Genomic DNA, 15,061 nt, shown 5'->3' on the forward strand with positions numbered 1-15,061 from the left:
TAGAGGTATTAGTCACTCGTCATTTGTCATTTGTCGTTTGTCATTATCTCTTAAATAGTTTGATAATCACCGGAGCGGTAGTAATCAGTACGATAAAGAGAACGATTAGCTCCAAGTGTTTTTTGAGGTCAATGCCGAATTGGTCGATAAAGATCTTATCCAAATAGTGTCCCATGAAGACCAGAGAGAACGACCAGGCGACGGCTCCTATAATATTGTATACCATGAACTGACCTCGTCGCATGCCTACGATTCCGGCTACGATAGGGGCAAAAGTACGTACAATAGGGAGGAAACGCGCGGCGATCACCGCTACCGCACCATGCTGCTTGTAGAAGACATCGGCCTTGAGGAGGTATTTTCGCTTGAAAAAAAAGGAATCCTTTCGCTCATAGAGGGCATGCCCACTGCGACGGCCAAACCAATAGCTGACCATATTCCCTATGATGGCTGCCAGAGCGATGGAGGAGGCTATGATGGTGGTATCGAGCAGGTCACTACCGGTAATACCAAAGGTATCCTTGACCATAGGAACCGCATAGATGCCAGAGATGAACAAAAGACTATCCCCGGGGAGGAAAAAGCCTATGAAAAGTCCTGTCTCAGCAAAGATGATGAATAATACGAGCCAATATCCGCCCAACTTTATATAAAACTCTGGATTAACAAGATCAGTCCAGCTATTAAAATGTTCCATAATGTCTGATTCTTCTTTTAGTATTTCAATTCTATTAGGTTATTCTGCCAGGTCGGTGTGTATGTCATAAGAATAGTCCACCAAGTCCATTGCCTGTTCGTATATTTGTTTGGCTTCTTCGGTACGTCCGATATGGTTGTATATATCAGCACAGCGGCGCAAGAAGATAGGGTTGTCCCCTTCGTTAAGCAATACCTTTGCGACGTATTTTTCCGCTTTTTCATAGTCATTTTCTCTGGCATAATACTCTACCAAAGCCAGCCAGGCCTTGCTGGACTGGGGGTCTTCATGTACCGCCTTGAAATAATACTGTTCGGCCATCGCTCTTTCCCCTAATTTCTCATAACAATGCCCTATGCGTAGGTATGCAAAGGAAGAAGGATCGTCCAGAGAGAGGGTCACCTTGTAGTTTTCAATAGCCGCCTTGTAGTTTTTAAGGCGTTCGAGTACCTTTCCTTTTTCGAAATAAGCCCCAGTGAAAGTGTTGTCGCTTATGATTGCAAAATCGAAAGCACGGAGTGCCTCCTGATAGTTTTTCTGTAGGATATATTGCCTTCCCAAGCTATGCCAAGCCACCTCACAATAAGGATTGTTGTCTAAGAAAGCGGTAAGGAACTGTATGGCCTGCTGGTGCTCGCCCAAGAAGTCGAAGCAGTGCATCAGGTGCTGCAAGGCGAAGTAGTCTTCAGGGTTGCGTGCTATGCAACGCTTAAAATATTTCTTAGCCAAGGCATGTTGCTCCATATATACATATTCCATGGCGATCAGAGCATCGATTTCGGAAGGGGTATCGGAATAAGCGGCTGCATATTGCAGGAGTTCTATAGCCTTATGATGGTCATTTTTCTTGGAATAAAGGTGGGCGCGTTGTACATATATATCTGCATTATAGGGCTCCTGAGGGATCACCTCATCGAGGATTTCTCCGGCCTGTTGCAGGTTGTCCTCTTGGATCAGCATCTCGGCTTGTAGAAGCCTCAGGGCAGTGACAAAAGGGAATTGGCTTAGGGCAATTTCTAAGGCTTGCTTGGCCTTGGCATATTTGGCATTTTCGAAGTAATAGAGGATAATTTCCTCATACTGATAGCTATCGAAAAATCCTACTTTATGCTGGTCGAGTAAGGATTCGTACCGAGAAATCACCTCCTTGCGTTCATTATTCTTTGAATACATTGTTTTCCTTAAGTAATTATCTTGTAGCAAGCACCTCATTACCAAAAGGTTAGGCGCTTTATAAAGTGTATTTTTTCAAGGAGCTAAAATACTACTTTTTATCCTATCTTCGACAAAGTTGGTTATAACTTTCTCATTTTGTTGATAACTTTAAAAAGGCTGCCCCGAAGGACAGCCTTTTAGTTCTTAGTTTTGAGTTTTTAGTTTTGAGTTACTCAAACTAAAAATTCAAAACTCAAAACTCAAAACTCTTTTAGAGCCACTTAACCAATGGGAAATCCTGACGGTGAGGCAATAGCTCATGCTTAGGATAGAGGCGTAGGGCGATCATAAAGAGGCCTGCATCCTCGGTAAGCGCGGAGAGCTTATAGGTAGCCACACGCCCAGAGAAGGAGATGAGTTCGGCTTGGATAAGTTCCACCACCTTCACCTGTCCGTCTTCCTTGCGTGTAACGACCAATTCCAAGCCTACATCCTCAGGGGAGAGTTCGCTTAGGTAGAGCTCGATGGTTGCCTCATAGCGATTGCCCAAGGTGATGAGTTCACGATCACGCCTAGGAGCCACTACTTTTTCCACACGCAAGTGCGCCCATTCTTGGCTTACCTTCTTCTTCCATTGGGAGAGGGCAATAGCCTTTTCGAAGTGATTGCCACGGAGGAGCTTAGAGCGTTTTTGTTGTGGATAATAGTATTGGTTCTCATAATCGGTAAGCATACGATAGGTGGTGAACTGAGGGGCTACCTTTCCTATGGTATTTTTGATAAAGCTACACCACTCTATAGAGATTCCTTTGCTATCCTTATTATAGAAAGTAGGTGCGATTTGGTCTTCTATGATGTTGTAGATCATCTCTGCATCGAGTTCATCTTGGTACTTTTGGTTCTCGTAGGTACGTTCTTGAGGAAGCATCCAACCGGCATCCTTACGATAACCTTCTACCCACCAGCCATCGAGTACGCTAAAGTGCATTACCCCATTCATAGCGGCCTTTTCCCCACTGGTACCGGAGGCTTCGAGCGGACGTGTAGGGGTATTCATCCATACATCCACCCCTTGGATAAGGGTACGCGCTAAGTCCATATCGTAGTTGGAAAGGAAGATGATTTTCCCTAAGAAACGCGGTTGCTTGGATATTTCCACGATATGTTTGATGAGGTCTTGGCCAGCCTTATCGGCAGGGTGTGCCTTTCCGGCAAAGATAAACTGCACGGGGCGTTCTGGGTTGTTGACAATCGCATCGAGCCTATCGAGGTTGGTAAAGAGCAAGTGGGCACGCTTGTAGGTGGCAAAACGACGGGCAAACCCGATGGTCAGTACATCATCGCGGAGGGTATCGAAGACCTGTACTACCTCACGAGGTGTAAAGTAGGTAACGTTCTGACTATCTGTTAGGTTATGCTTTACCCGACGTACGAGCTTGGTGCGGAGTTCCTGCTTGATTTGAGCTACTTTCTCATCCGGTACATTATAGATTCCCTCAAAAGAGGCTGCCGTATAGGCGCCCGCTTCCTTTCTAAAATATTTTTCTTCTATTTCCTTCCACAGAGGCGAAGTCCAGGTAGGACGGTGTACCCCATTGGTTACATAACTGATATGGAGTTCTTCCGGCAAGTAACCCTTCCACATATCCTTGAAGATATCTCGGCTCACTTCACCATGGAGCATGCTCACTCCATTGACCTCTTGAGAGAGATTGGCCGCCAAGAAGCTCATGGAGAATTTCTCGTGCGGATCGTTTACATTAATTTTACCAAGAGCCAAAATCTGTTGCCAGTCCACATGGAGCTTTTCGGCATAGTCGCCGATAAAGGCACGTAGCATCGTTTCCTCAAAGGCATCATGCCCCGCAGGTACTGGAGTATGGGTGGTAAAGAGCGAGGAGGCTCGTACCACTTCCACCGCTTCGGAGAAGGAAAGGTGGTATTCGTTGATGAACTTATTGAGGCGTTCCAGACCGATCAAGGCGGCATGCCCTTCGTTGCAATGGTAGATATCGAAAGAGAGGCCTAAGCTGCGGAGAATCTTGATACCTCCCAAGCCCAAGAGCATCTCCTGTTTGAGTCGGTTTTCCCAATTACCTCCATAGAGGTGATGGGTGATGGTACGATCTTCATCGTTGTTATCCTCATAATCGGTATCGAGCAAGTAAAGTTCGATACGACCTACATCCACGCGCCATACACGGGCATAGAGCGTACGACCGGGCAGGTCGAGACTGATCTTAAGCCATTTGCCTTCCTTGTCCAATACTGGGGAGACCGGAATTTTAGTAAAGTCCTGCGCCTCATACTCGGATTCTTGGTTTCCGAAGGCAGATATTTTTTGAGTGAAATAACCATAACGATAGAGCAAGCCCACCCCTGTAATCTTGGTAGCCTTGTCACTGGCCTCCTTAAGGTAGTCCCCTGCCAAGATACCCAAGCCCCCTGAATAAATCTTTAAGGAAGAGTGCAAGCCAAATTCCATACTGAAGTAAGCGATGGCCGGATCGGTCATTTCCTTCTTCTTCTCCATATAGTTAAGGAAGTTGGTATATACCTTATTGAGGCGTTCCATGAAGTCCGGATCATTTTCCAAGGCCTTGAACTGACTCACAGAGATAGAGTCGAGCAAGAGGATAGGGTTCTTATGAACGCGGTGCCACTCTTCGGGGTCAATACTCTTGAAGAGCTGTTCGGCCTCTTCGTTCCAGCACCACCAAAGGTTTTTGGCCAATTCCTCGAGGGCTTTGAACTTCTCAGGAGTGGAGCGGTGTACGATCACACTACGCCAGAAAGGCGTATTGACCACACGAGACTGCTCCCATACGGCTGTATCGGTATCCACTACAGGAAGGTCGGCCAATCGAGGTTCTAACTTATTAAGGGTCAGTTCATAAGCTTTTTGATAGAACGCATAGAACTTATCCCAAAGGGCTGCCCTGCCTATCTGCTGTGCATCTTCCCATAGCGCTTCGTAAGCGGTAGGCGAAAGGCGTGCTATCTTCTCTATTTGGCTCACCACTCCTGTGACTACCTCTTGGTAGTTGCTATCATCGCGACGAAGTACCCTCAAGGCTAAGTTTTCATTAGGAAAATGAGTCAAAGCCCAAGTACCGAAGCCCGCTAAGGTGGTGGTTATGGTAGGCACCCCGAAGCACAAGCTCTCAAAAGGTGTATAGCCCCAAGGCTCGTAGTAGGAAGGGAATACGGTAAGGTCGATTCCGGTAAGCAGCTCATAGTAAGAAAGGTCGAACACCCCATCATTGCCCAAGAGATAGCTGGGGCAATAGACTACCTTCACCTTGTCCTGTAGCTGGTTGAAGAGCTGCGCCTCACGGAGCTTGGAGACGATGATATTCTGATACTCATCCTTCACCAAATGGGTTGTATAGGTCTGCCCAATAGTATTAAGCCCCTCATAAGCAGCGGGAATAAGGATAAAGGCCACCACTTGCTGATCGAAGGTGGCATCCTGATTGAGGTATCTTAAGGCATCGATGAAGACATCTATTCCTTTGTTTCTGAACTCATTGCGCCCGCTGATAGCTACAAAGAAAGGTTTTTTCTCAAAAGTAGCCCCTGTCACGCTCTGGGCAACCTCTTGGAGCTTAGCGGCTGCTTTCTTTCGTTTTTCAAGGAAGCTGGTACGGTCGCTTAGGTGTCCTTCGTCGAAGCCATTAGGGGTCACCACCTCAGGGATACGGCCTAAGAAGTGGGCTGCCTCACGAGCCGTAATATCACTTACTGTAGTAAAGACATCGGCTGCCAAAGCGGCCTTGGCCTCCAAGCCGTGCTTGTGTTGTACAGAGAAGCGGGCTGCCAGCTCAGAAGGCTTGTACTCTTCCAAGTAGTTATAAAGTGCCCAACCATTGCCCGCTATACTGCGGCCTAAGACAGTGGCATGGGTGGTGAAGACCGTTCCCACATGAGGGAGTTCCTGCTTGAGATAGAGTAAGGCGGTACCCGTCATCCATTCGTGGAAATGAGCAATCGCACGCTCACGCACCCCTACTTGGAAATGTACAAAACTCTCCAAAACCTTTCCCACGGCATAGCCAAAGAGGGCAGATTCGGTAAAGTCCCAGGAAGCATCGAGCGAATCGAGCTGTTGGGTGTTCCAGTAGTAGGTAAGAATTTCATTTTTTTCACTGATATAATGGGAGAAATCCACTAAAATAGCAATTGGTTTCCCTTTTATATTCCAATAACCCGTCCTTACCCTTAGGCCTTCCTCACGAGTACGCGCCAGCCATGAAGGGAAAAGGGATTGATCTTCGATAAATTCAGGGGTTTCCCTGTGTTGCCATAGGTCTGGGCCTATAGTGATATACTTGTCGGCAAACTTCTCACGTACCAAAGTAGCACGTGTAGCCAATACGGTATGTATGCCCCCAATCTTGTTGCATACTTCCCAGCTAACTTCAAATAAATAATTCGGATTCATTGTTATTTCTTCTTTCATGAATTATGGTTGTATCACCTTGCAAATATAATCATTTTTAAGGGAGGAAAAAAGAAAAACGACTGATTTTTAATTGTCTTTTTTCAATAAACTGATTATCAATGATTAATGATCAATGGCTAATGGTTAATGATTAATGGTTAATGATTAATGGTTAATGATTAATGACTAAGTTCTAATAATTAACAATTAACCATTAATAATTAACAATTATGGCGACTTATCCTGTCCAGCTTGGCATCTATCTTTGCCATGTGGAAGAGAAAAAGTATATAAATCCATAGATTTTTATAGGCAAAAAGGAAATACATGTCATAAAAATTTGTATATTTGTCGCAAATTTTAAAACACTTAAATATTTGAGATAAACATACCCAAAAATATAATGATATAGCGTTTCGCTTTGATTTCCTCGCTCCGGAATACGACCAAACATTTCAATAGCACAAGGAAAGCAGAGGACGAAATGCCTGCCTTATAAGCGCAGGTATTCCTTTTTGCTTTTGTGTTAGCCTTTGGTCGGGCTCCGGACGAAGTAAAAGGAAGCCTGCGTTTGATACATTTTTACTAGATAAATCAATTTAATCTTTTAATTATATGGCAAATTTAATTAACTTAGGGGACGAATTGTTGAGAATTTGTCCTACTAATGCAAAGAAGATAGAAGTTTCCATTAATAATGGTAAAACTTGGTCTACACGCTGTACTAGTATTTCATATGGTGATTTTTATGATCTAACCATCTTTGGAACAGAACTTTTAGCTACAACTTCTAAAGGAGTTTATGCATCTATAAATCAAGGAAAATCGTGGACATCTCGCTGTGTAAATTCAAACTATGGGAGCTTTCAATCTATTCAGGTAAATGGCAATGAACTTTTAGCTACTACCTCTAAAGGGTTATATGTTTCTAAAAATAAGGGAGCTAGTTGGACAAAACGTAGCTAAGAATTGTTTAATTTTAAAACTTGTATAAATATGTTATTAATTGAAGACTATTTCATTAAGGCAAATTATAATGCTAGACAATGTGATTTTTATGAACCTAAATTGGTATCAGAAAGTAATCTCAATAGATTCTTCCCTCGAGAATATCTCGGAAAAGAATGTCTTAAACGCGGAAATCTGAACCGTTTTTTCTTGATGAGAGATAGAAATAGAAGAGAAACATCTTCTTTACATTCACCTGATGTTTACAAAAAGACCGACGAGAAAGGAAATATTGTACAAATAAAATGGCTTAATGGTGATTTAGAAACTTTCTGTTACGATGAAAAAGGCTATGTTATTCAATACGAGTATTATATAGGAGGGGAATTTCTATGCCGAAAGGAAACAACTTCTTATCTCTATAGTTCTGATAGTGTTCGTATAGCAGAGGTTACTAATACTTTTTATCCCTATAAACAACAATATTGCGGTGATAAACTTAGATATATACAAGGCCAAGAATATAAGGTTGTCAGAGATGTTTATGAGTATCATGATAATGGGAAAGCTTTCAAGTCTCAACGTTTCTTTACTAATATTCCTTTTGAGATTCGTGAGTATTATAACGAAATCGATGAAGCGTATGAAAAATACACTTGCGAAGAATACTTGGCATATGAACAATTCTATGATGGTAAGTGGGACATATTAAAAAAGAGGCTTTCTTACAATCAAGAAGGAGAAATAGTAGAAGTGGCTCTTTATACTCAAAGCGGCAATGACAACAACAATGAAACAATAGAAACGCTTCTTGAAGAGGAATATAACAAAGAAGCGCACCAAGGAGTTTGGTACAGCTTCTTCTACTCTCCCCAAAAATTGGATATAGACTATCAAACGCTAAGTACTTTTGAAAATCTCAACATTGTAAATCGCTGGGGAGATATTAGGTTAGGTAGTGTAATATTCGACCAAGAAGGGAATATAGACAATGGCTATATATTGAGCTATGAAGGTTCGAATTTTGAAGACTCTGGCGACTGGATAACATTTGAATCAGGAAGAGAGAATGCAGAGGGCGAAATAGAATGGGGTTGCGAATACGATTGGCGAGGGTATAACTGGGAATTGAGCTTATTTGAAAATGGTGAACTCCGTGAAAGAATAACATCGGAAGTCCATCTGTCTATCAATGAAGCAGTAAGTGTATTTATGCCTTTGAAGTGTTATAGAAAAGATTAAAAAGTTAATATTATATTAAAATAAATTTTATATTTTCAATGTCAAACAAAAATATATTTTTATGAAACCAAATATTTTTAACATCGCTACCAAAGAACTTAGTCAGGATGCTTTTATCACTTGGCTATTGGCTTTTGCTGATAATGACAATCAGCAATATGACAAGGAATTAAACCTATGTGCAAAAGAATTTGTTTCTATGCTCATAAAAAAACAAATTCCAAATTTTAATGAGCCCATACTTACAGTTGAAGCAGGGCGTCAGTGGGAAAACATTGATGTATGGGCGGAAGTAAATGGTAAATATCTTATTATAATAGAGGATAAAACCATTAGTTCAGAACATTCTAATCAATTAGAACGTTATAAGGAAATAGCAGAAAAATGGTGTTCAGAAAACAAATATGAAACACCTATTTGTATTTACCTTAAAACAGGGAATGAAAGTTTAAGCATTTTTAATGCAATAAAAGACAAAGGATACGCTATCTTTGACAGAACTGACTTCATAACTTTACTTAATAATCATAAAGATATTAAAAACAATATCTTTATTGATTTTTACGAACGTATGACCAACTTAGAAAAGTTAAGTACAGCCTTTGAGCATAAACCTTTAGACGAATGGAATGGTAATGATTGGCAAGGTTTTTTCAAACTTATTGAAACTAAAATCAATATACTAAAATGGCATTATGTAAATAATCCAAATGGAGGATTTTGGAATGCCATTCTTAATTGGGAGTATTGGGGAGATTATCCCGTATACATACAACTTGAAGAAGGGAAATTGTGCTTTAAATTATCAACAGACCCTGACGATATTGATTTGCCTGATAATTTCGACAGGACAAACACTCGTAATGAGCTTTACAATTTAATTATTGAGAAAGCAACCGCTTTAGGATTAAACGAAATCAGAAAACCAGATAGGTTTGGTAATGGTAAGTATATGACAGTTGCTATTGTTGATAAAGAGAACTGGTTAGCTAATGAAAAAGGGTTTGTAAATGCTCAAAAAGTAGTTGAAAATCTAGCTAAATATCTAGATTTCTTACGAAAAGAGATTTTAGGATAGTCTGTTATAATCTCCCCACTCCTAAGAAAAGTGGGGATATTTTTCCCAAAAAATATTGCACATGGTCATAGTTTGTCCATTTAATATCCTATCTTTGCGGTGTAATTTTTAAAGTAATACAATGAATCTTTATTTAGATGACCTCCGCCCTACTCCAGAGGGTTTTGACCGTGTATATAGCTACGAGGAGTTTGTGGCCTATCTTGAGAGAAAGGGACTACCTGATTTTATTTCCTTTGACCATGACTTAGGGGAAGATCTATCAGGCTATGACTGTGCTAAGTACTTAGTAGCATACTGCTTGGAACACCAACGCTCCCTACCCAACTACCAAGTACATAGCCAAAACCCTGTGGGTAGGGAAAATATAGAACGCTTGTTGGAGAATTTTAAAAATTTTGAGTCTTAAGTTTAGGTGACAACAAGTCAATAATTAACAATTAACCCTCAATAATTAACATTTGCAAGGTCACAGTCTGTCCGGTTAGGCAACTATCTTTGCACCGAAAAAATTACTTCTTATGATACTCTTAGATAACTTTACCGACAAACTAAACATTGCTTATGCGGATATACTCGAGGCTATGCTCTGCCAAAATACCCGTGAAGAAAAGGATTTTGATGAACAAGAGAGACTTTCTGAAAGACGGTTATACAATGGTAAAAGAATTATTTTCAGAGAGCTATATGATTATAAGCGTAATTGTGTATATAAGAAGCTATACCCTTATGGAGGGCAGGAAATGGTACGCCTTATCTATCCTATCTATACAGAACAGGCACAAAGAACACTCTATCTGCCTATTAAGGAACGCGTGCTGGCTTTAGGCTTTCAGCCCGAAGCTATCACTAAGATAAGCGTACGTCTGAAAAACTACAATGAAAAAGGGCAGAAACTACAAGAAACCTATAATTGGTGTAAGGGATTTTTTGCTGAAAGAGGAAGTATGGGGATTGATAATATCCGCTATGATGATAGGCGAAATATCTATTCCAGTGAAGGATTTAACGCCTATTGGAACGAGAAACGAAACATACTGCGTACCATTGATTTAAATGGAAGAACCCTTATCAAACAAAGTTCTTGGGACGCAGATGCTTTCAATACAGTGGAGGTCTATGGTTATGATGATGATAAAAATCTTGATCGAAAAATCATTAGTAACAGAGATGGAATCACTAATATTATAGATTATTCTAAGGGCAAAAGTAGAGTGAGAATAGTAAAACTCAATCCTAAAAAACCTTTTGAATACAAAGAAGAAGGCTATACCCAGACTATAAAAAAAGGAGCTTATACCTACAAAGTAGAAAGATATTATTATGGGGATAGTACGGATCTTAGAAAAAGTCTTATCGTATTGGATAATGAAGAGAGAATCGTAAGAGAGAAAAAGACAAACTATATCACCAAACGTAAGAAAAACAAAGAAGGGAAGCAAACCTTCCGAAATATCAAAACAGACGAGCATATTAGTAGATATTATTATAATGAGCAAGGCGTACTTACCAAGGAAATACACCTTAGCACAGACCGCTCTGTAGAACTTGAAGTATTGCTTTACAATTCACAAGGACAGAAAACAGTACGTATTTATAGGAGTAAAGACCTCAAGCAAGAAGTCAAGTGCTTAGAAAAAACGGTTTATACCTATGATGACAAAGGGAGACTTCTGTTAGAGAGTAGTCCTACTCACCTTACCCATCATTTTTATACCTTAGCAGAAGACTATGATGAACACATGGAAATCACTATAAAAACCGAATTATAAAACTACTTGTTATGACCTTATCCTATATTTCAGAGAAACACAAAATAGCCTTTGCCGATGCTTTTGAGGCGATGACCTGCAATGTCCCTAGCAGTATAGAAACTGACTACAACGAGCCTGCTTTGGAAGAGAAGAATTTTGACAAAAATGGACGCCTATTAGAAAGACGCTTTGTACATTATGGAAAACCCAGATTAGTAGAACACTATGATTACAACGAAGGGATAGTACATAAATCATTCTATGAATTTGGTTGTGAGATTCTTCAATTTAGTTTGCCTTTATACAGTGAGCAGGAGTTAAGAGCCAAACATATGCCTATCAAAGAGTGGGTACAACGTTTGGGTTTTACACCTGAGCAAGTGACAGAAATTAACCTTAATATAAAAAGTACAGACAAAATTGGAGGTATACAGCAAGAAACTATACATGGTTGCGAGGGGTATTTTAAAAAAGCGTATAGGACACATATAAGAAAAAGCGCTTATGATGAAAAAGGTAATATATATGCTATAGAAGAATTTGTATCTTCTTGGGGAGAGCGACGTATTGAGAGCCGTACTTTTGATGTCCGAGGCAATCTGATCTTTCGAGGAGATGCTTGGAATGGAGATGCCATAGACTGTATAAAAGTATCACTATATGACCGTAAAAGCCGAGCTATACAACATATAGATATAGGCGGTAATGGTTGTATAACACATTACACCTACAAAAAAAATGAGGTGATTTGCAATGAAATAGGTCCACTTGCAGATAAAATAAGCCACAAAATTATAGAAAAAATAGGTAATAACACTTGTGAAACGATTCGTACGGAAAGTATTTCAGAGAATAATGAGACGATCAGTATCCTCGATCCTAAAGGTAGACTCTTAAAGAAAACAGAGATTCATTATGAAAATGAATATGAATATGAAAATGAAAATGAAAAAACATATGAAAGGGAAGAAGAATACACTTATAACGAATCAGGAGTACTCATAAAGAAAACGGAAAACTATGTTTATTTTCGTGCTAATAGTTATGGCTCTGAAACCATTCTCTACAATGATCAAGGTCAAAAGATAGAGCATAGTAAAAAAGAAGCACCTAAAAGGAAATTAATATCCTTAGATCCTATTATATTCGAAGATGAAAATAACTTAGAGAAATCTCTTTATTATTACAATGAGCAAGGTGACCTTATTCGTGAAGAATTAAAAAAATGGCGTGTTGATGAAGGTATTGAAACCAATGTTGAACTTCTTACTACTCATCATTTTTACGAAAGGGAGGAAGAATACGAGGCTCATTTAGAGGTTACTGTAAAAAGTAATTAATATGTACACAACTCTTAAAGAAAAAATCATCAACTCAGGATTGGTTGATATTTCTAAAATTCTTTTTATAAACATTGATACTACTTATTTGAACGACCAAAAACAAGTGGTAAAACGCATACATAGCGAGTTTACTAATTTCTTTGAAGAACGTCTTTGGGAAGATAGCATAATATGCTATGAATACGATGCTCATGGTAATTGCACTACCCAAACGGAGGAGGCGGGAGAAGGTAATATACGGAGTAAGATACAACGTTTGTACGACCTTCAAGGCAAGTTAATAGTAGAAAACCTCTGTTGGGGTAAGAAAGATATATTTAAAACCGACTCTATAATGACATTTGCTTACGATAAAAAAGGAAGAGTTATAGAACAAACTCATATGGAGAATGGTAAATTAGAGTCTATTAGTAAATATTCTTACGAGAAAAACAAAGAGCGATGCGTTACTCGCAATCGTGCTTATCGCTTTTTAGAAGAATCTTATACAATTTTTGATGAGCAAGGTCGGGAAATTGAGTATTATTATTCTGGTGAGACAGATTCTGAAGAAAGAATTTTTACTACTTATGAGAAAAATAAAATCATAAAACGATTTACCTATCCTAACGGAATGGGAAAACCATTTGATAGTGTTACCTTGTTGGATGATAAAGGTCGTACTACCGAAACCTACATAGAAAGTGAAAATGGAGAAATTTCCGATCATTGTATACTTAAATGCGATGATGAAAAACAAGTAACTTATGGCAAAGGTCCTGCTAATAGCTATTTTCTCAATACAGAACACGGTTCTTTAATCTTTTACGAGAAAGGAGAAAACTACAAACAGCAAGTTATTATAGATTATAGTTTAGAATAAAACAATGTTTAACCACCATTTAAATCAAGATTAATTATTATATTTGCAGTATAAAATAAAAACAAACCAATATGAATACATTCACCCCAGAATTACAGCAATGGGCAGCCGAAGTGATCGAGAAAATCACCCCTATTGCCGAACAAATTAATTTAGCTTACTATCCCTTACAGTCAGAAGCTAAAATGAACCCTGAACTCTTGATTATTGGATTAAATCCAGGGTCAGAGGCAAGTTATAAGAATCAACAAGAAAATCCTAATTGGGAATTCAAAGATGGTAAGATGACCACTGAACGCTTACTAAAGGGTAATCCTTTTATTGCTGAAAAGGATGAATGGAAAATCTTTAGAGGACTGAATAGAATTCCATTTATCAAAGATGCAATAGATAGTAATAACTACTGCTTTATGAATTATGTGTATTTTGGCACTTCTGATTTCAATAAAATCAAAGGACACGCTAAAGCAGTTGAAACCTGTACAGCTCTTACCAAAAAGTTTATTGAGATTATCAAGCCTAAACATATTATCGTTTTAGGGTTAGAGGGTATAGAAAGCATTTCTAAGATTGAAAAAACTTTGCTAAAAGGTAAAAGCAAACGTCTTCTTGTACAAGGAGGTGATTTGTTTGAAAAACAAGTACTTGCCATTTCTCATCCTTCTTACGCCGTGTCAGCAGCAGAATACGAGGCTATCGATACTAATATAAAAGAGTTCTATGAGGAAAAACCTCTAACTCCCTTCACTTTCAAGCCTAATGTAACAACTATTGATGTTGATAAACTTAATAATCTCTTGGCGGGAGCACTTAACTTTAAGTTGCGTGGCAAAGATACGCAAGTATATGAAGCACAAGTAAAAGGCGTTGGTGATGATATTTTGGATTTTAGAATTGATCTAAGAAAACCACCTGTTTATCTTTCTTTCCGTTCTTTAGACCGTTCTAAAAAGCTAGAAAACGAAGAGGTGTATAAAAATACCTTTAAAGAACCTTTTAGTCTTGAGGTAAACGCTTGGTTTGTAGAGAAATTCTTAAATAACTATCCTCAAGAAAAGGAGATTGAACAGGAAATGGCTGACGACCTCCTATCCTTATTAAAGGCTATTAAAGCTCAACAATAATCGCCTTTGAGTTCTTTTACAAACTGTCTAAAACCTTTTAGGCAGTTTGTATTTTTTATCTCTTTTAAGGATAGATAATCCCATCATTTACAGATAATTTTAATCTTATATGAAGTATAAACACTTTTCTCCCACCCAAGGTGCAACGCTATTCACTGGCATGAAATGCTATTTTCGTATGGCTAATAGTACCGTAGAAGAAGATTTTGACAGTAATGGAAATCTCTTAGAACGTCGTTATTACTATCCAGATACAGGGTATCTTGCCCTAAGAGAAACGGTCTTTCCTGAGAGAAACGCCATCTATTTATTCTATTACGGATATTGCTTGGGACAATGTATGTACTTTACCCTCCCCTACGATGAACATTTTGATAGGTTAAACTATAAAACAGAAGACTAACCCCTAAAACT

Annotated in this window: 12 protein-coding genes; 9 read left to right on the top strand and 3 right to left on the bottom strand. The window is 39.2% G+C overall.

The genetic code is table 11. The annotated features are described in order from the left end of the window. Positions 1 to 43: 43 nt before the first annotated feature. The 3 genes from HMPREF1551_RS01720 to glgP all read right to left on the bottom strand — a co-directional run bounded on the left by HMPREF1551_RS01720 (position 44) and on the right by glgP (position 6,314). Positions 44 to 697 (bottom strand): DedA family protein, encoded by a 654-nt coding sequence (locus HMPREF1551_RS01720; RefSeq protein ID WP_021627282.1) that lies wholly within the window; start codon positions 695 to 697, stop codon positions 44 to 46. A 39-nt stretch (positions 698 to 736) separates the two neighbouring features. After that, positions 737 to 1,870, bottom strand: a complete 1,134-nt coding sequence (locus HMPREF1551_RS01725) for a tetratricopeptide repeat protein (RefSeq protein WP_021627283.1) — start codon at positions 1,868 to 1,870, stop codon at positions 737 to 739. Positions 1,871 to 2,123: 253 nt separating this feature from the next. Then, positions 2,124 to 6,314 carry an alpha-glucan family phosphorylase gene (glgP, locus tag HMPREF1551_RS01730; protein WP_021627284.1) on the bottom strand — a complete coding sequence of 1,397 codons (4,191 nt, stop codon included), beginning with the start codon at positions 6,312 to 6,314 and terminating at the stop codon, positions 2,124 to 2,126. Between the two features lie 597 nt (positions 6,315 to 6,911). Here glgP and HMPREF1551_RS01735 point away from each other — a divergent pair. The 9 genes from HMPREF1551_RS01735 (at position 6,912) to HMPREF1551_RS01775 (ending at position 15,050) form a co-directional block, all read left to right on the top strand. Further along, positions 6,912 to 7,262, top strand: a complete 351-nt coding sequence (locus HMPREF1551_RS01735; protein ID WP_021627285.1) for a WD40/YVTN/BNR-like repeat-containing protein — start codon at positions 6,912 to 6,914, stop codon at positions 7,260 to 7,262. A 30-nt stretch (positions 7,263 to 7,292) separates the two neighbouring features. Next, on the top strand, positions 7,293 to 8,486 hold the full coding sequence (locus HMPREF1551_RS01740) for a hypothetical protein (protein WP_021627286.1): 1,194 nt from the start codon (positions 7,293 to 7,295) through the stop codon (positions 8,484 to 8,486). A 61-nt stretch (positions 8,487 to 8,547) separates the two neighbouring features. Continuing rightward, positions 8,548 to 9,564 (top strand): PD-(D/E)XK nuclease family protein, encoded by a 1,017-nt coding sequence (locus HMPREF1551_RS01745; RefSeq protein ID WP_021627287.1) that lies wholly within the window; start codon positions 8,548 to 8,550, stop codon positions 9,562 to 9,564. A 121-nt stretch (positions 9,565 to 9,685) separates the two neighbouring features. Next, positions 9,686 to 9,973, top strand: a complete 288-nt coding sequence (locus HMPREF1551_RS01750) for a cyclic-phosphate processing receiver domain-containing protein (protein WP_021627288.1) — start codon at positions 9,686 to 9,688, stop codon at positions 9,971 to 9,973. A 112-nt stretch (positions 9,974 to 10,085) separates the two neighbouring features. Further along, complete coding sequence (locus HMPREF1551_RS01755) at positions 10,086 to 11,336, top strand: hypothetical protein (protein WP_021627289.1); 1,251 nt, start codon at positions 10,086 to 10,088, stop codon at positions 11,334 to 11,336. Between the two features lie 11 nt (positions 11,337 to 11,347). Beyond that, on the top strand, positions 11,348 to 12,658 hold the full coding sequence (locus HMPREF1551_RS01760) for a hypothetical protein (protein WP_021627290.1): 1,311 nt from the start codon (positions 11,348 to 11,350) through the stop codon (positions 12,656 to 12,658). A 1-nt stretch (position 12,659) separates the two neighbouring features. Then, positions 12,660 to 13,523, top strand: coding sequence for a hypothetical protein (locus HMPREF1551_RS01765; RefSeq protein WP_021627291.1), 864 nt, complete (start codon positions 12,660 to 12,662; stop codon positions 13,521 to 13,523). A 71-nt stretch (positions 13,524 to 13,594) separates the two neighbouring features. Continuing rightward, complete coding sequence (locus tag HMPREF1551_RS01770) at positions 13,595 to 14,647, top strand: uracil-DNA glycosylase family protein (protein WP_021627292.1); 1,053 nt, start codon at positions 13,595 to 13,597, stop codon at positions 14,645 to 14,647. 109 nt (positions 14,648 to 14,756) lie between these two features. Beyond that, a complete protein-coding gene (locus HMPREF1551_RS01775; protein ID WP_021627293.1) occupies positions 14,757 to 15,050 on the top strand; it encodes a hypothetical protein in 294 nt (97 codons plus the stop codon). Positions 15,051 to 15,061: the final 11 nt, after the last annotated feature.

The sequence above is a fragment of the Capnocytophaga sp. oral taxon 863 str. F0517 genome (assembly GCF_000466425.1).
In the GTDB taxonomy this organism is placed as follows: Bacteria; Bacteroidota; Bacteroidia; order Flavobacteriales; family Flavobacteriaceae; genus Capnocytophaga.